Source organism: Arthrobacter psychrolactophilus, assembly GCF_003219795.1.
In the GTDB taxonomy this organism is placed as follows: Bacteria; Actinomycetota; Actinomycetes; order Actinomycetales; family Micrococcaceae; genus Specibacter; species Specibacter psychrolactophilus.
On sequence record NZ_QJVC01000026.1, the window covers coordinates 1 to 17,964 of the forward strand.

Annotated in this window: 14 protein-coding genes and 1 tRNA gene; 9 read left to right on the forward strand and 6 right to left on the reverse strand. The window is 56.3% G+C overall.

What is annotated here, in order from left to right; translation table 11 throughout:
• Positions 1-339: 339 nt before the first annotated feature.
• Together CVS30_RS16420 and CVS30_RS16425 are read right to left on the reverse strand one after the other, a co-directional pair.
• On the reverse strand, positions 340-714 hold the full coding sequence (locus CVS30_RS16420) for a phage holin family protein (RefSeq protein ID WP_110486637.1): 375 nt from the start codon (positions 712-714) through the stop codon (positions 340-342).
• Between the two features lie 287 nt (positions 715-1,001).
• A tRNA-Leu gene (locus CVS30_RS16425) sits at positions 1,002-1,084 on the reverse strand.
• A gap of 378 nt (positions 1,085-1,462) precedes the next feature.
• On the opposite strand from CVS30_RS16425, the gene CVS30_RS16430 reads away from it, so the two are divergent.
• The 7 genes from CVS30_RS16430 to pknB all read left to right on the forward strand — a co-directional run bounded on the left by CVS30_RS16430 (position 1,463) and on the right by pknB (position 10,973).
• Positions 1,463-2,257 carry an FHA domain-containing protein gene (locus CVS30_RS16430; RefSeq protein ID WP_110486638.1) on the forward strand — a complete coding sequence of 265 codons (795 nt, stop codon included), beginning with the start codon at positions 1,463-1,465 and terminating at the stop codon, positions 2,255-2,257.
• A complete protein-coding gene (locus tag CVS30_RS16435; protein WP_110486639.1) occupies positions 2,254-2,739 on the forward strand; it encodes an FHA domain-containing protein FhaB/FipA in 486 nt (161 codons plus the stop codon). The genes CVS30_RS16430 and CVS30_RS16435 overlap by 4 nt, the downstream gene beginning before the upstream one ends.
• Positions 2,740-2,741: 2 nt before the next feature.
• Positions 2,742-4,373: a PP2C family protein-serine/threonine phosphatase gene (locus tag CVS30_RS16440; RefSeq protein WP_110486640.1), complete on the forward strand. Its 1,632-nt coding sequence runs from the start codon at positions 2,742-2,744 to the stop codon at positions 4,371-4,373.
• Positions 4,370-5,755 (forward strand): FtsW/RodA/SpoVE family cell cycle protein, encoded by a 1,386-nt coding sequence (locus CVS30_RS16445; RefSeq protein ID WP_110486641.1) that lies wholly within the window; start codon positions 4,370-4,372, stop codon positions 5,753-5,755. The genes CVS30_RS16440 and CVS30_RS16445 overlap by 4 nt, the downstream gene beginning before the upstream one ends.
• The gene (locus tag CVS30_RS16450; RefSeq protein ID WP_110486642.1) at positions 5,752-7,221 is read left to right on the forward strand and encodes a peptidoglycan D,D-transpeptidase FtsI family protein; all 1,470 of its coding nucleotides are present in this window, start codon (positions 5,752-5,754) and stop codon (positions 7,219-7,221) included. The genes CVS30_RS16445 and CVS30_RS16450 overlap by 4 nt, the downstream gene beginning before the upstream one ends.
• A complete protein-coding gene (locus tag CVS30_RS16455) occupies positions 7,218-9,005 on the forward strand; it encodes a protein kinase domain-containing protein (protein ID WP_110486643.1) in 1,788 nt (595 codons plus the stop codon). The genes CVS30_RS16450 and CVS30_RS16455 overlap by 4 nt, the downstream gene beginning before the upstream one ends.
• Positions 9,006-9,068: 63 nt before the next feature.
• Positions 9,069-10,973 carry a Stk1 family PASTA domain-containing Ser/Thr kinase gene (gene pknB, locus CVS30_RS16460; RefSeq protein ID WP_110486644.1) on the forward strand — a complete coding sequence of 635 codons (1,905 nt, stop codon included), beginning with the start codon at positions 9,069-9,071 and terminating at the stop codon, positions 10,971-10,973.
• Positions 10,974-10,997: 24 nt separating this feature from the next.
• Here pknB and CVS30_RS16465 read toward each other — a convergent pair whose 3' ends face one another.
• Both CVS30_RS16465 and CVS30_RS16470 read right to left on the reverse strand, forming a co-directional pair.
• Entirely contained in the window at positions 10,998-11,636 is a 639-nt protein-coding gene (locus tag CVS30_RS16465) for an anthranilate synthase component II (RefSeq protein WP_110486645.1), read from the reverse strand.
• A 168-nt stretch (positions 11,637-11,804) separates the two neighbouring features.
• The gene (locus CVS30_RS16470; protein ID WP_110486646.1) at positions 11,805-12,689 is read right to left on the reverse strand and encodes a class E sortase; all 885 of its coding nucleotides are present in this window, start codon (positions 12,687-12,689) and stop codon (positions 11,805-11,807) included.
• Between the two features lie 156 nt (positions 12,690-12,845).
• On the opposite strand from CVS30_RS16470, the gene CVS30_RS16475 reads away from it, so the two are divergent.
• Complete coding sequence (locus CVS30_RS16475; RefSeq protein ID WP_110486647.1) at positions 12,846-13,100, forward strand: cell division protein CrgA; 255 nt, start codon at positions 12,846-12,848, stop codon at positions 13,098-13,100.
• A gap of 72 nt (positions 13,101-13,172) precedes the next feature.
• Here the strand turns inward: CVS30_RS16475 and CVS30_RS16480 are convergent, their stop codons facing one another.
• Positions 13,173-15,830: a LuxR C-terminal-related transcriptional regulator gene (locus tag CVS30_RS16480; protein WP_110486648.1), complete on the reverse strand. Its 2,658-nt coding sequence runs from the start codon at positions 15,828-15,830 to the stop codon at positions 13,173-13,175.
• Between the two features lie 649 nt (positions 15,831-16,479).
• Between CVS30_RS16480 and CVS30_RS16485 the strand changes: the two genes are divergently transcribed.
• On the forward strand, positions 16,480-17,031 hold the full coding sequence (locus tag CVS30_RS16485; protein ID WP_110486649.1) for a flavin reductase family protein: 552 nt from the start codon (positions 16,480-16,482) through the stop codon (positions 17,029-17,031).
• A gap of 9 nt (positions 17,032-17,040) precedes the next feature.
• Here the strand turns inward: CVS30_RS16485 and CVS30_RS16490 are convergent, their stop codons facing one another.
• On the reverse strand, positions 17,041-17,751 hold the full coding sequence (locus tag CVS30_RS16490; RefSeq protein ID WP_306418795.1) for a rhomboid family intramembrane serine protease: 711 nt from the start codon (positions 17,749-17,751) through the stop codon (positions 17,041-17,043).
• Between the last annotated feature and the right edge of the window lie 213 nt (positions 17,752-17,964).

Consider the following 17,964-nt stretch of genomic DNA (forward strand, 5'->3'; position numbering starts at 1 on the left):
CAACAACCACACCCAGCCATACACCAAGAAACAAACCTTGACGATCAGTGCCGGGGCAACTTTACAAGCTTACCCGATCTACTTTATAAAAGCAAATCCATAAACCCTTCATCATTCATTCCCAAAAGAAACAAACAACCACCCCAGAACATGCAAAACGACCGGAACAAACCGGCCACACAAACCAAGGATTTTCACACCCGCATCAAGCGGGGCAACTCGAAAAACAATACACGGTTTTACGCGCCTCCGCAAATCCTCAGTGGCCCCTAACCCCAGTCAGCTCTAGGGTGTCGGCACCTTGGAAGGGCTGTGCCACCCAGCAGTATTCGTCAGCAATTACTTATCGGAGCCCTTCAACAAGTACTTGGGGACCACGACCGCACAGAGACCAGTAATGACCCAGACGATGAGAGCCGCAAATACCCAGGTAAGAAACCCATGGATCCTGATACCGCCGAACGGCAGATTAGCAATGATCAAGGCAAGCAATGTCGAAACCAATGACGATAGGCCAGAAAGCGCTGGCACATGGGTAGTCGCCAACCTCGCTACGAAACCATTCAGAAGCGACTGGACCACAGTGAAAATGATGACCGCAGTTAGAAAACCACTTAGACCAAGATGGAATCGCGGCAGGAGTAAAGCGGCGGCGATTATTGCCACCGCTGAGCTGCCAAGCTGGACGCCGATGCCAATCATTAGTTTCTTCATGGCTTGATCCTATGCTGCTGTACCCCAGAGGGCCCAGATAGGGTCTACCCGGAATCCACGGGCCTGTAGTCGCGCAAGGAGTCGGTGGGCTTCGAGAGATCACCGCATTGCCCATAGCTGGAAGGCTGGCAAGGCAACCAGAGTGTCATCCCTATATATAGGACTAAATTCAACGATGAGGTCCCGACAACAGCCAGGGGCTCGCGATGTGAGAGTCAGGGATGGGCTGATCCTTAAACGAAAGATCCCCGGCAAACCATTGGTTTACCGGGGATCTTTCAAAAACGTGCGCGAGGGGGGATTTGAACCCCCACGCCCTTTCGGACACTGGCACCTGAAGCCAGCGCGTCTGCCGTTCCGCCACTCGCGCGTTTTTTGCAATCCACTTCGTAGTTGAGTTGTTTTCAACTTTCAGTGGAACAGCGAGATCAAGCATATAGGACATTGTGCCAATTAACCAAAACGAGGTGGTCAAGGTCGTGAATCTCGGTTCAAATGGGCTCAGAAACCGCTAGATTTCGCGGTTTCCCTCTTACACAAGTCGACGATCACAATCCCCACCCGTGGTAGGAAATGTGCCACATCCACGCCAGCTGATAGGTATATTCAAAGGCACCGGCAGTAGTATCGACCTTGAACAGGGTTGCCCGCTGCGCGGACAACCAACATCTCGCGCCCCGGAACTGGGCCGTTGAGAACCGTTACTCACGGAACTTGACCGTTGAGTTACTGAAGGAGAGGAGAGCACATGGGTTTGTTTGACAACGTTGAGAAAAGCATTGAGAAGGCAGTCCGTGGAGCCTTCTCGCTGGGTTCCAAGACTCTGCAGCCTGTAGAAATGGCCAGTGCCCTCCGGCGAGAGCTCGATGACAAGGCCATGACCCTAGATGCCGGTCGCACTCTTGCCCCAAATGTTTTCAACATTGAATTAGGCGATGCTGATTTTCAACGAGCACGTTCCTGGGGCGTCACTCTTGCTGAAGAACTTTGTGACGTTGTCATAAACCACGCCCGCAGCCAGGTCTATGTTTTGCAGGGACCCGTTCGCGTTACTTTCAATCACCATCCGGATCTCCGTCCCGGACAATTCGAGGTCAACTCCACCACCGAGCGTGAAGATGGAGCGTCAGCACCGGTGCAGCACGCACAGGCTCCGGCATCACCACCCGCTCGACCGAGCCAAAGCCCGAGCGCCAACCAAGCTCCTGCGCCTGTCTACAAGCGTCCCGCTCAAGTAAAAGGGCAAGCGGTGCTTGATATCGACGGGCAGCGATACTCACTCAACGCATCGTCCATCGTGTTGGGCCGCTCCACAGAGGCGGATATTCTCATCGACGACACTGGCGTTTCACGTAAACATTTAGAAATTCGCACTGCCGACGGAACAAGTACTGCCGTTGACCTTGGTTCTACTAACGGCAGTTACGTCGATGGACACCGCGTTCAAGGAACTGCAGTTCTACGCGACGGCTCGACGATCACGATGGGACGCACGCAGATCACTTTCCGCGTCGTGCCGGCACGCAATGGAGGCTCCCGATGAACGATCTCAGCCTTGTTGTCACAATTTTGCGTTTCGGATTCCTGGTCCTCATGTGGATCATGGTGTTCAGTGTCGTCGCTGCCATGCGACGAGACCTTGTCATCGGTCGCAAAGCCAAGGTGGGGCAGCCAACCGCCCGACAGGCTCGGAAGCACCCAGAGTTGATCGAAGAAGCTCCTCCTGCAAAGGTCCAAGCCCGGCAGTTGGTGGTCACCGAGGGTCCACTAGCCGGCACCACACTGGAACTGTCCGGGACCCCCATTTTGCTGGGCCGGGCACAAGACGCCACCTTGGTGCTCGAGGATGACTATGCTTCAGGTCGGCATGCTCGGCTATTCCCTCAAGGAACTCGCTGGTTCGTTGAGGATCTGGGCTCCACGAATGGAACTTTCCTTGGTGGGAGTGCATTGACGCGCGCCTTGCCTGTGGAACTCGGGGTCCCTGTGCGGATCGGTAAAACGGTCATCGAATTGAGGCCGTAACCATGGCCGAATACCCGCTTGTTCTGCGCTACGCTGCCCGGTCCCACGTCGGCCTGGTCAGGGCTAAGAACGACGATTCAGCCTATGCCGGTCGGTATTTAGCCGTTGTTGCTGACGGTATGGGCGGTCACGCGGGCGGTGATGTTGCCAGCGCTTCGACAGTTCTAGATCTCATCCATCTCGATCACAACCATCATGACGACGAAGCCGGAACTCATCTTGCCGATGAGATTCAGAGTGCGAACTCGCTGTTGTCGGAACTTGTTCACGTCAATCCCAAGCTGGCTGGCATGGGGACGACTGTTACTGCCCTGTTGCTCTCCGATGAACGGCTTGCTTACGCCCATATCGGTGATTCCCGTGCGTATCGGCTCCGTGATGGTGTCTTTGAGCAGTTGAGTACGGACCACACATTTGTCCAGCGCATGATCGACGAGGGTCGCATGACCGAAGCCGAGGCCGAGGTTCATCCCCATAAGAACGTCCTCATGCGAGTTCTTGGCGACGTCGACGCCTCGCCTGAGCTTGATCTGAAGTACTTTGACGCCATCCCCGGTGATCGTTGGTTGCTCTGCTCGGATGGCTTGAACTTTGTTCGCCACGAAATGGTCGAAGAAGTTATCCGCAATACCAAGTCTCTGGCCAGCACGGCTGAAACTCTCATCGATCTGACTTTGGCTGCTGGCTCGCCTGACAACGTCACGGTAGTGGTCTTTGATATTGCCGAAGACGTTCCTGATCAGACCGCAACACTTGAAACGGTATCAAGCGCTGACTTGGCTGTTCTGGGCGAGTCGGTTGACGCTTCGAATGAAGCGGACGACGCCGGAAGCTCGTCTGAGTCGACCCCGGAGACTACCGATACTCCCGACTCGGGAGACGATACGGTCGCTGTTGTCGAGCCAGAAGCTGAATCCTTGGATTCCTATGTCCGGGCCGACGCGGTCCGCCTGGAGCTTGCCGCTCGCGAACATGAACTAGTGGGCGCAGCGGTGACGGCAAATGCCGAGGGGAAGATTCCTCACCTAGCACGTCAACCGGCGATCCCCAGGGCAGTCACCGTCCTGACACACAAGCCGAAGAATGAATCCGACACGATCGTGGAGGACACCGAGGTTTCCTTACCGCGTCTGCGCCGTCGTCCATGGCTCATGGTGGTCATCGGAGTGCTCACGGCACTCGTTCTCGTTGCAGGATCTTGGGCTGCATATGCCTGGACACAGACACAGTATTTTGTGGGCGCGGCCAACGGAAATGTGGCGATCTATCAAGGCGTCTCGCAATCCCTGGGCCCGATTTCTCTGTCTCACCTGCACAGTGAGACAACTGTCAGAATTGAATCCTTGCCAACATACTCGCAACAGCTCGTAGCTAATACAGTGCCCGCCTCCACCTTGGGTGATGCTGAGCAAATCATTAGTGACCTGCAGCTGGGCACCGGCACTAGCCTCCCGCCGTGTAACTTGCTCGAGACGCCGAAAGCCACTGCACCGGCCACCACCGGGTCCGCCACGGCCAGCCCTTCAGCATCAGCCAAGCCGACCGCAACGACCACCGGAACAGCGGCTCCTTCAGCGAGTAGCACCGCATCCCCAACAGCGCATGCTAGTTGCATACCCGGAGATGGAAAATGAGCCAACTACTGACGGTGGCCAAGCCCCGCCGAAACACAGAGCTACTGCTGATCATTGTGGCTCTAGGTATGTCTGCCATGGCCAATGCTTTGGTGAATCTAAATCTTGGCCGTAACTTTGACAACGATTTTTATACGCAAATCGCCATATTGGGCGGTCTCGCCCTTGTCTTTCATATTGTGCTGCGCCTCAAGGCAAAATATGCCGATCCGGTAATATTACCGTTGGTTATCGCCTTGAACGGGGTTGGTCTTGCGGTGATCCACCGGCTCGACATCACCTCGGGGGATTCCGCGGCTACGCGTCAATGGATGTGGACGAGCTTGGCGGTTGTTGCCGCAATTACCGTGATTTGGTTCCTTCGAGATCACCGGATTTTGCGTCGCTATACCTACATATCGCTGCTTATCTCCGTCGTTTTGCTGATTCTGCCCCTCGTTCCGGGGCTCTCTGCAGGTAGCGTCAACGGCGCCACGGTATGGATCTCTATTGGCCCCTTTACCTTCCAACCCGGAGAAATCGCCAAAATCACTTTGGCAGTATTCTTCGCAGGGTATCTTTCTTCTAATCGCGATCTCATCCTGCTGGCGGGAAAGAAAATCGGCCCCTTGCAGCTTCCGCGCACCCGAGATCTCGCCCCCATGATCGTGGCTTGGCTTGCCAGTGTTGGCGTCCTGGTCTTCCAGCGCGATCTAGGTTCATCCATCCTGTTCTTCGGCTTGTTCATGGTCATGATTTATGTGGCGACAAGTCGAGTGAGCTGGATTCTGATCGGTGTTGGTCTGATCGTCGTTGGCGGGACCGCCGCCTACCAAATCTTCCCTCACGTGGCCCGTCGTATCGATGTGTGGGTCAACGCCTTCGACCCTGAGTACATTGGTGCGGCCTTCGGCAGCTTCCAGGTGGTCGAGGGCTTGTTCGGCCTTGCCAATGGTGGACTATTTGGCACGGGCCTTGGCCAAGGAACCTCTGATAAATTGCCGGTTGCCAACAGCGACATGATCATCGCTGTCATCGGCGAGGAACTTGGCTTGATCGGCCTCTTCGCCATCTTGTGCCTGTACGCGCTCTTGGTGGCCAGAGGATTCCGGGCAGCATTGGGTACACGCGATGCTTTCGGCAAGCTTCTGGCGGTTGGTTTGTCGTTTGCCGTTGCCCTCCAGTGCTTCATCATCATTGGTGGTGTCACGCGCCTCATACCGTTGACAGGACTCACCACCCCGTTCCTTGCAGCCGGCGGTTCCTCTTTGCTGGCCAACTGGATAATTGTTGCCCTGATCCTCAAGATTTCCGATGCGGCACGCCGTCCGATCGATGTGTCGACCGCCGATAATTCCAAGCCCACTAATGACCAGCCATTGAAGGAGGTGCCCTCACCATGAACCAAGCAATCAGAAATTCTTGGATAGTGGCCGTTGCCTTGTTTGCGCTGCTCTTCGGGGCCGTTTCCTATGTGCAGTTCTTTGCTGTCGATTCCCTGAACACCAACCCGCAGAATAATCGACAGCTGTTGGCGAACTTCTGCAGCAACCGAGGCCCGATCTTGGTGGATGGCAAGGCCATCGCGGAGTCTGTCGCCAGCGGCACAGACTGCAAGTTCCAGCGCAGCTACAACGAACCAGAGCTGTACGCCGGACTGACTGGCTTCTTTAGTAAATTCTCCGGACAGTACGGACTCGAAGCAGCCATGCGAGACGAGCTGACCGGAAATACAGACGCTGCCCTCTTTGACCGCATCTCGCAGGTCTTCACGGGGGCTCAGCAACAGGGTCGTTCCGTGGAACTAACGATTGACTCCACGATCCAAAAGATGGCTTACGACATGATTCCCGACAATGTCGGCGGTTCCATCGTGGTCATGAACCCCAAGACCGGTGCCATCATTGCCATGGTCTCAAAGCCTTCCTACGATACGAACCTCTTCGCTACCCATGATGCGGCGGCTTTTAACGCCTCGATGAAGGAATTGGTTGATAGGGACGAAATCAGCTTGGCTGGCTCGTCGGCCTACACGGGCCTCTATGCCCCCGGCTCCGTTTTTAAGATCATAGACACGGCTGCCGCCCTCGAATCCGGGAAATATAACAAAGACAGCATACTTCCCAACCCTGCCGAGCTGACGTTCTCTGGCATGAGCTATGCCTTGCCGAACTACGCGAATGGGCAGTGTTATACGAAGGACAAGGCTACGTTTGCCTTCGCTCTAGAGAATTCCTGCAACACCCCGTTCGCCAGCATTGCCTTGGACCTGGGACAAGATGCCATGACCGCCGAAGCTGAAAAGTTCGGTTTCAATGACACCTCTCTGAAGTTCCCAGACAGGGTTGCCACAAGCCGTTTCCCAGGAAGTGAAGGCACTCTTGATGACGCGGCACTAGCCCAGAGTGCTATCGGACAGCGAGATGTGCTCGCAACCCCGTTGCAGATAGCCATGATGACGGCCGCAATTGCCAATGGGGGACAGCAAATGGCCCCAAATCTGGTGCAAACAATCCGCACCCCGGATCTAAAGACAGTTTCAAGTCTCACTCCCGAGGTCCTACGCCAATCGACATCACCTGAGGTGGCGGCTCAGATCACCGATTGGATGGTCAGCGTGGTTGACAATGGCATTGCCTCGGCTGCCGCTGTTCCTGGAGTTAAGGTGGCCGGCAAAACTGGCACAGCCGAACTCGGCCTAGACGAAAGCGGCGTAATGCTGAATAACGCATGGTTCACCGGTTTCGCACCGGCAGACGACCCTCAAGTAGTAGTCTCGATCGTCATGCCCAAGGTTGACGTGGCTACCGGAGCACAATTAACAAGTCCCAACGCAAGTAATCTCATCAAGGCGGTGTTGAACAAGTGAGGCCTATTTCTGGTATCACCTTAGGCGGCAGGTTCCAACTCACATCACGCATTGCCATTGGCGGCATGGGTGAGGTGTGGCGAGCTCAGGATCTAGTTCTAGGTCGCATAGTGGCCGTGAAAATCCTCAAGGATGAATACACGGGAGACCCCGGTTTCCGGGCACGATTCCGCGCTGAAGCGAAGCACACTGCTTTGCTGAGTCACGAAGGAATCGCCAACGTCTTCGACTACGGTGAAGAGGACGGTTCGGCATACCTCGTCATGGAATTGGTTCCTGGCGAGCCGCTTTCCACCTTGATCGAACGGGAACGTGTTCTCTCGGCAGACTGGACGTTGTCCATGATCGCCCAGACCGCCCGTGCTCTCGCGGCGGCTCACGCCCAAGGACTCGTGCACCGGGACGTAAAGCCCGGGAATTTGCTGATCATGCCCAATAACAAGGTCAAGATCACTGACTTCGGTATCGCACGGTTGGCCGATCAGGTTCCGCTGACTCAAACCGGACAGGTCATGGGCACCGCCCAGTACCTGGCGCCCGAGCAGGCCACCGGACAGGTAGCCACGGGTTCCAGCGACATCTATTCCCTTGGGGTTATCGGTTACGAATGCATCACCGGTCACCGCCCGTTCTCGGGCGAATCGCAGATCGCCATTGCCCTGGCCCAGGTCAATGACGCCCCGCCGCCACTGCCTGACACCTTGCCGACGCCCGTCCGCGCACTCTTGATGTCCATGTTGTCGAAGGAACCGGTCAACCGTCCGGAGAACGCTTTGAAGCTGGCGGAGGCCGCCGAGGCCATCCGTGAGGGCGATATCAAGGCAGCTCATGCTGCGGTTCCTGGCATGTTGCTTTTTGAGTCCACAACCGGTCCCATCACGGCACCTGTGGATGTCAATGCAACGGCTCCGACATCAGTTGTTAGCAACATTGCCGAACCCACGACCACGGCCCTGCCGACCGTCGTCAGCGATGTCCAGCCGGCCAGTCCTACTCGCTCAGAGATTCTCGGCGCAGAGCGGGCCTGGCAAGCTGAGCAGGAACAGCCTTACAGCCCGGAAGAAGAAGACGAGCCCGCTCCAGTTCCGGCTAAGAAGGGTCGCAGCCCCTGGACCTGGCCATTCATTGGGCTCCTGATTCTCTTGGTCTTCGCCGTTGGTGCGCTCGTGCTGCAAGGGACGGGACTTCTAGGAAACAACGACGCACCGGTGCCGACCACGACATCCTCAACGAAGGCCAGCGTACGCCCGTCAACGGCCCCGCCGACGACCACCGAGGCGCCGACTCCTACCGAAACCGTTGAACCCACAACTGAGGCGCCCAAGCAGTTCGAAGTCATCAGCAATATGCTCGTTGGCAAGTCCTTTGAAGAAGTCGACGGCGTTCTCACTGGTGCGGAACTTGTCGTCAATCGGGTCGACGATTTCAGTGAATCCGTCGCTGCCGGGTTCGTTATCTCTGTATCCCCGACCGGGCTGCAGACAGTTGGCACCACCATCGACGTGACCGTCTCCAAGGGCCCCGCGACAGCAGCCGTTCCTTCCTCTGTCGGCCAAGAGGGCAATAGCTATGATCAGGCTCTTGTGGCTGCGGGATTCATTCCCAATCGCGTCGAAGAAGCCTCTTCAACGGTGGCAGTGGGGCTCGTCATTCGCACGAACCCAACAGCTGGGACCCAAATCCCGACTGGTTCGACGGTGGCGTACTACGTCTCCACCGGCGCCACGGAAGAGCCTTCCCCCACTGAGGCGGCACCAAAAGAAACCGCTCCGGGAGACAAATAATTTCATCGCCTTCACGCAGCAGCTCCCCATTCACTCCACACCGAAAGGACAAGCAGGTACCTCATGAATATTCCGCGCGTCCTCAATAATCGGTATGAGATCGGGGAGCTGCTGGGTCGAGGCGGCATGGCAGACGTCTACAAGGCTCAGGACCTCCGCCTGGGTCGGACAGTCGCCATCAAGCTCCTGCGGGCTGATGTCGCCAGAGACTCACAGCTCCAGGCCCGCTTCCGCCGTGAAGCCCAGGCTGTAGCCGGACTGAATCACCCCTCGATTGTCGCCGTATACGACACCGGGGAGCACATCATGGATGAACAAGTCCGTGACAGTGCCCATTTGCCATACATCGTCATGGAATGTGTCCACGGTAAGACCCTGCGAGAGCTGATCCGAAATAAAGACATCACCACGGATCAGGCCATCGACTACACCTCCGGCATCCTTTCGGCCCTTGATTACAGTCACCGCGCCGGCATTGTGCACCGTGATATCAAGCCCGCCAATGTCATGATCACCCAAGACGAACATGGTCTTCTGGGTCAGGTAAAGGTCATGGACTTTGGCATCGCCAGAACCATTTCTGATGCGGCAGCCACCATGACTCAGACGCAGACCGTCATGGGAACGGCCCAGTATTTGTCGCCCGAGCAGGCCCTCGGTGAGAGCGTTGATGCGCGTAGCGATCTGTACTCGGCTGCCTGCCTGCTCTTTGAGATGTTGGCTGGACGGCCACCATTCACCGGCGACTCTCCGGTTTCTGTGGCCTACCAGCACGTTCGTGAACAGCCGCCGGTGCCGAGCAATTTCAACCACGAGATTTCGCCCGCCCTCGACGCGCTCTTGATGCAGGCTCTCGAAAAGGACCGCGGACGTCGTTTCCAAAACGCCTCGTCCTTCCGGAACGCGCTTCGTGCTGCCCGGACAGGCATTGTGCCAATCCCCGTGTCACCGGCAGCTACGCAGCTGGCCGCGGCAGTTCCACTCATGGCCCTGCCCGATGCCGCCACGCCTTCTCCTGCTGAGACGGACGACGGCGGCCCCTCCACTCGCGCGATGGCGAAGGTTTTGGCTGGGGGACCCCTCACAACGGACGAGGCTGAACCTGAGAACTTAGGTGAAGTTGCCCCCTCCCAGAAGCGGCGCCGGACGGCATGGATGGTCTCCATGTTTGTTGTCTTGGCACTTGTTTTGGGCGCAGGAGGCTTCTTTGGCTACAACTGGATCAATAACAAGCCGCCTGCCGTGCAGCAGGTCTCAGTTCCGACGCTCACCGGGGTGGCACTCGATACCGCCATGTTGCAATTGGAAGATCTTGGCATGGTCCCGAAGAGCACAGAAGAATTCTCTACTGAGCCCGCAGGCGTGGTCATCCGGACATTCCCTCAGGCCAATGCCCGGGTAAATCTAGGTGCCGACATTGAGGTATTTGTGTCCAAGGGCCCCTCGGAAGTGATGATCCCCAAGGAAATTGCCGGTCGAACGGAACCCGAAATTCGAGCCAATCTGATCGCCTTAGGCCTCACGGTCAAGGACAACGATATGGTTCAGAGCGGCGAAATTGCTGCTGCTTTGGTCGTGACAAGTGATCCAGCACCTGGAGAGACCGTTCCTGTCGGTACAGCCGTCACTCTCAAGATCTCCACGGGTCAGATCGCTATGCCCTCATTGTTTGACTTGAGCGATGACCCTGCAGGCGTCGCTGCTGCCGTGACAGCCGCCCTACACAAAGTCTCACCGTTCTTATCGGTGACATTTGACGAAGCCGAAAATTCGGTTGTCACCCCCGGCCTCGTCACAGGTCAATCCATTCCCGCAGGAACGGTCGTGGCGCAAAACAGCACCGTCGTGGTCACTCTAGCCAAAGCTCCGGCGACACCCGAGCCCCCGCCCACCACAGAAGCCGTAGAAACACCCACGGCAAAGCCGCGCACGCCAGACAAGCCCACCCAACCTCCGGGACAAGAATAAAGCCAGGCAGCGCGGCCCGACGGGTCAGCTATGAATCAGGGGGCTCAGCGTCGCTGCCTTGGCGACAGCTCCTGTCAAGCCCAGAGATTCAAGCCAGTTCCCCAACATGGTGTAACCGCCCTCGGTGAGGACAGATTCTGGATGGAACTGGACACCGCACAGAGGTGCGCTCCTGTGCGCCAAACCCATGATCACGCCGTCGACCGTTTCTGCCGTCACCTCCAGCACCTCAGGGATACTTGCCGGAACAGCGGACAGTGAGTGGTAGCGGGTGGCTGTGACGGGGCTAGGCAGGCCCGCAAACACGCTTGCACCGTGATGATGGACCTCGCTAGTCTTTCCGTGCATGAGCTGCTCAGCGTGTGTCACCACGCCGCCATAGGCCTCTGCCAGAGCCTGATGACCGAGGCACACACCCAACATGGGCTTGGCGTTCTCTCCGCACCATTTGATGAGCTCGATACACACGCCAGCCTCGGCGGGAGTGCCGGGACCGGGGGAGACGAGTACGCCGTCGCGCGCGTTGGCCAGTTCGATAGCCTCCGCAAGGGTGACATCGTCGTTGCGGACAACCGTCGTCTCAGCACCTAGCTGCTGCAGGTAGCCCACCAAGGTGTAAACAAAGCTGTCGTAGTTATCAATGACCAGAATCCGAACTGACATGTCAGACTCCACCGCCAATCGTCGAATCGGTAAGGGGGTTGAATTGGCTCAACCACGGGAAAACAAATTGCATAAGTGCCAGCACCGCGACTGCCACGAAGACGATGGCGGTGATGATGCGCAACCACAAGGGCCCTGGCAGATGTCTAAAAATCCAGCCGTACATGATCAGCCTCTCGAATTCGCTGCGACTTGTTCTGCAATGGCGGCAGGAGGGCCGGCGCTGGCGGGTTGCCACGACTCCATGAGCGAGTACGCAATGAGCCGTTCCTCGGCGCCAAAACGGGGGTTACAGCTTGTCATGGTCATGAAACGCTCAGTGGGTGTCGCGTCGGCTTGCGTGGGGACCGGCAAGAGGACGTCGCCTCGGTTTGGCATCACAATCTGATTGTTGCGGAACACGTAGGTGTAGTAGCCGTCTTTGGTCTGAACATAAATCTTGTCGCCCGGAACCAGGGTATGGATGGCATCCAAGACTGCTCCGTGCGTCTGGCGATGACCGGCAACAGCAAAGTTTCCGATACCGCCGGGCATGGTGGAGCTGTCATAGCGACCCAACCCCAAAGTATCGAGCTGCGCCTGCTGTACACCTTCAACAAGAGGGCGACTGTAGCTGGCACCGAAGCGTGGGATGTAGACAACACCAAAAACCGTGCTGGGATCCGTGGGCTCGGCCATGACGATGGGCTGACCGTAATCCGAAGGTGTGTCCGCGGCCGGAGGTGTCACGGGTCCCTGAAAGTCTTTCGCGAATTGCGATACGGCTGCCTGCTGTGCGGTGTTGGCTTCGATGTTGGTCCACCACAGTTCCCACACGACAAAAAGTAAGAGGATGACACCGCAGGTGATGAGGAGCTCACCAAAGACCTGAACCAGTGTGCGAAAGAACCCTTGTTTAGGCCGCTGTGCGCTTGTTTTCCGCCTAGAGCTCCTGCGGCGGGCCCGAACTCGCTCATTTCCCGCAATCAGTTCATCGACACCCACGGCTTTTTCGACATGGCCGGGCGAATGAACCACGCGGGTCTCCTGACTGCCGATGGGCGGTAAAGTCATGCAAACTGAGGCTGCGCTAAATACAGCTAGAATTACGTCAACAATACCGGCAGTTCAACGGCATGGAACAATTCTTGCAATAAAGCCACGGCTGATGAACCGCCTGCCAACCCACTGAGTGGATCGTTGTGACGGTCCCAATGTCAAGGAGCTCCTGTGCCCGAGTCAAAACCGCGTCGCCGTCCCGCAAAGGCCCCGGTTCAAACCCCGTCCTCTAAAACACAGCAGCCCAACGCCGTTTGGTTCCTTCCCCTCATGGTCACCCTCATGCTGCTGGGCCTGGTTTGGATTATTACTTACTACATTTCGGATGGAAAGTTCCCCATTCCCGATATCCACAACTGGAACATCGGCATCGGTTTCGCCATTGCACTGGCTGGTTTCATGATGACGACTCGCTGGCGCAGCTAGTCCCAGCAGGGAAACGAGTGAAGGGCCTCGCCTCATGGCGGGGCCCTTCTGTCTTGCTAGCTGTAGCGGTTGTCATGACTGGCTAACCCTGAGCTTGCCGTCCTCATTGTCTTGGTTCAGCAGCGCCGTCAACTGCTCACGAGACTGAATATCCAGCTTGATAAACGTCCTGTATAGATGCCCTTCGATGGTCCGCAATGAGACATTCAATCTGGCAGCAATGGCATTATTTGATTCTCCTTGAGCAACGAGAAGGGCAATCTGATGCTCACGCCGGGTCATCTTCGGTTGATCCATGGTGTGAAATACGGGAGAGACCAGCCCAGGCATCTGCTCCCGCATCGCGACAACTTTACTGGCGGTCTTCCTGCTCTTGTGGACTTTTCCGCTGTCGTGGAACTTATTCAAGGCATGGGTTGCCAGTTCTACGGCTAGCAGTTCAAAGCCAAAGTCCATTGCGGTGGCACTGGCCCGATCAAGAGTGGCAGGGTCCTGAGAGCGCATCGCTTGTGACCAATTCACAAAGAACTCTTTGCTGCCCGACTCCAACAAATTGGCCACGTCAGTCAATCGAGGAATCGCACCCGAGTCTCCCACTCGCACCATGAGGGAAAGCACCGTCAGCTCGATACCAAGAAGTCCCAGACGCTGGCATTCTGTGCGCAGGCCACGTAGGCGAGATAAGCCAAGGTCTTTCTGCCCGGTCATAACCTGAGCTGCGGCTGCGTAAGCCGAACTCTCAAGGGCATAGAACTTCCCACTGCGCCGCTCGAGACTCGCCAGCTCCACGAGGCATTCTTGCGAGCCCAAGAGGTCCCCACGCATAACACGGCAGTATGCCATCAAGGCCAGAGCCGTCGACAGCACAGACCAAGGGTCATAGTCCTTGAGAGCGCCAGCAGCCGTTTCCAAGGACATGAGGGCTTCTTCAATATAGCCACGGCGGCATTGCATCACGGCCGTGGCCAAATCCCGCAGACCGCCGGAGTACAGCATCATGTCCGGGTTAGTGAATGTCGCGGGGTCGAGAGCAACGCGCACGTGGTCCCATGCGCCGTCGTAAACGAAAGAAGCAACGGCGCGGGTATATGCCAAAATGGCAATATCTGGGCGTGGGAACCCTTCCGCCCGTTCGAGGCCCCCAATAACTTCCATCGCGACAGACACGGCCGTACTCATACGACCCACGGCACAATAGATCTCGCATTGCAACGATTTCAACAAAACCTGATCACTGATGTTCGTTGTCAAGGAGTGTTGCAGCAATCCGTCGATAAGCTCTGCGGCAGGGGAGACGTTACCCAAGGAAACATCCTTGATGGCCCGAATAATCAGGACATCGATCTCCGCACGCGTGGCATCTTCGTTGAGCCGAACCGCACCGAATCGCTGTTCATAGAGGGTGTAGGCGTCGTCAAACTGAGCCTGATAATCGAGGGTAGAACTATGGCTGAGATTCACCGCTCGGAGCGCCCTAGCTGCCGCTTCAGGTGAAGTCGCCATCTCGAGTGCCTGCCGGGCGAGAATCCGCGCTTCCGCAGGGCTCTTTTGATTCAAAAATGCAATCGCGCGTTCAGCCAATAAAGCAGCGGAATGTTCCGTACCGACTCGACCACCGCTAAATTGCAAGGCTTCCGTTGGACGCATGAGCTGATTGGCCCAGATCGCAGCGTCGAGGAGGCGGCGATCTTCAACAGGTAGACCACAATCAAGGGACCACCTCGTGAAGTTGATCAGCACCTCGGGGGTTGATTCGTCGGTTACCGAAATGAATCTCGAGACTTCAGCAAAGTACCTCCGACTACGCGCCACGGGGATCATTCCCCTGATCGCGGGAGCTGTGGCCTGACGGGTCAACCTCATTGTCAGCAGGGAGCCCGGGATAATCTCAACAAGTTCCCGTTGTTGCATCTCATCTACGTCTTCAGCGCTGGCCAATTCAAGTAGGACGTTGAGCGGCAAGGGTCCAGTTAACGCCAAAATTTCGAGAATGCGTCGACTTTCCTCAGAGAGTCGATCCAGATCCATCTGTAGAAATTCCCAGGTCTCCACCCCCAAACGATCTCCCGGATGGTCAAGGATCCAAACGTTGTTAACTTTCCGAAGTGATCCTTCTTCCTGGGCGCCAGCAACTAAGCCGTGCAGGACCAAAAGGTTTCCCGCGGAACGGCTGGCTAGATAATTTGCGGTGCCCTCGGCAACTTTTCCGTCTAGGAGACCCTCAAGGAACACTTGCACGTCAATGGACTGCAAGGGTGCCAATTCAAAACGCGTCAGGTGCCCGTCTCGCCAGAGTTCTCGAAGATGGCTGCCTTGGCTGCCTGGCTGATCTACGAGGATCAATTTTGCATCGGAAGACATTACGACCTGCAGAATGATGGCCGCACTTTGATTGTCCAGATCTTGGGCGTTATCCACCATGAGAATTACTCGCTGGGCGCTTTGGGCTGCCGAGGCTATCTGTTCCAACAGGCCGTTAAGTACCTCGTAGTAGTCGCTGCTTCGGATCAGTTTTGATCCGACTCTGGCGTTGACGGCCCCAAAAGGAATGGCCGCAAGAGCTTTGCTGGCGCTCAGCCTGATCGTTGCCGCTTCAGATCCTAGCGCCGCAATAATCTGACTCAACATCCATGTTTTGCCCGCTCCTCGTGAGCCGACAATAAGCACACCTTTAGAGGTGCTGGACGTCAGCTGATCAACAATGTCCCCAACATTGGCGCGACGGGCCACTCATCCTCATTTCATGTCACGAAACTGGGCTATCTAGCCCGTCACTCTTCACGATCCCACCAAGGAAGGTGTGCACATTTGAAATAACAGAAGCTACCTTCAGTGTAAAGATACAGCACCGCTTCTGTCCGAGAATAGACCTCCTCCAAGGCAGTATCGCCCTACTTTTCATCCTCTAGCCATTGCTCGGTGCCCACGACTTCACAGAGGGACGAGTTCTGGATGACAGAGAACTACTTGCGAACCCTCAAACGGCCTCTTGACACGCAATATTAATCACTATCCCCAAGGTTCTCCACAGTGTGGATAACTTTTTCCCACAACCCACAGCCTTATCCACCGCAGTTGATAACTTGTTCGAACTATCCACAAGCAGTCTTCGAAGCTCTGGTTATCCCTAGTTGTTCACAAAGTTATCCACAGGTGTGGGTAACTTTGGAGCAAGAACCGTATAAACTCCGCAAAATTGCCGCCAGAAAGTAATCCACAGCTGTGGAATTACATGTGTGTAACTTATACCCAGTGTGCATAAGCTTGGGGATAAGTACGTGTTCGACGAATCTAAAACTACTAGAACTACATCCCTGTAAGTTATGCCCACGTGTGGATAGCTCTGTGGATAAGTGTGGAAACGTGCGAACATGGACTCATGGAACTTGCTGGCAACCTTGATATCCACAGAGTTTTCCCACAGCAAACAACACAGGAGCAAATTGACGAATACCGTCGTCTCAGTGCAGAACAGGCCAGTGGCGTTGCCATCGTGAGCACCCGGCTTCGTGACCGCGACTACGCAGCCACCGTGAGCTCCTACTTGTCAGTGTCCTATGACCCACCGACATTGCTCGTTAGTCTCTACGCCGAATCCCGGATCGCCCAGGCCGTTGTGGACTCCGGTTCATGGGCGTTGTCCCTGCTCACCGCAGAGCAAAAGGGTCAGGCCAATTGGCTGGCAAGCCCAGGAAATCCTGTGGAGGGTCTCCTCAATCAGATTGATTTTAGGCGCGGCCCTGCCACCGACAATGCTGTGATTGCTGGGGCGCTGGCATATTTTGAGGTGGAGACGACGGCCGTCCATGAGGCGGCAACGCATTTCCTCGTGGTGGGGAATGTTGTCTCCATGGGGGAAGACGCCCCATGGAGCAAGGATCAGTCACCGCTGCTGCACTATGCCGGGGACTACCGTCGAGTGAAGCCGTAAAAGATCTGGCTAGCCAATCAGGAAGGTGGGGAACGTCGAGACCTTGTAAATGCTCAGGGCTAGGAGCACGACGACGACGGCAGCCACCGATCCCCACTGAATCACATTGCGATTCTTGGCTGGGGCATAGGCTATGGCCCAGGTGCATAGAGCCCCTGCAATCAGGCCACCAAGATGGGCCTGCCAAGCAATATTGGGGATAATGAACCCAATCGCCGCATTGATGGCTAGAAGCACTAGGATCTGGCGCAGATCGCCTCCACGCTTCTTTTGAACCACGAATAGAGCACCGAAGAGGCCAAAGACAGCTCCCGAAGCGCCCACCACGACGGTATCAACCGGCGATAGCATGAGGACTCCAACGGATCCGGCCAGCGCGCTGACGAGGTATACGGCCAAGAATCGAATTCGCCCAAAGGCAGGCTCCAGGGCGTTACCTAGTATCCACAGCGCATACATGTTGAAGGCAATATGCATGATGCTGGAGGAATGCAAGAAGGCCGAGGTGAGCATACGCCACGGTTCAGATTCCGTCAGGAACGGTGCATACGCAAAATTTTGAAAGATAAAGCCGTTGGGAATTGCTAGGTCCAGAGCATAAGCGGCAACACAGATGGCCATCATGATGATCGTGATCAACGGGCGACCTGCCCGGGGGACACCGCCGAAGATGGTGCGTCGCCCAGGGATCGATTTAGCAGCTTGTTGAACACAATCCACACACTGAATTCCCACAGCCGCACTGCGCTGACAGTCCGGGCATGTTGGCCGGCCGCACCGCTGGCAACTCACATAGGAGACGCGATCAGGGTGGCGGGGGCAAACAGGGGCGCTGGCAGCTGGCCCCGGAGCCGGATAGGCAGAACTCATGAAGTGGGTCCTCAGTTAAGAAATTTTGTCAGAAGAAAACAAGGATGGCTTTGGCCGTCGAGC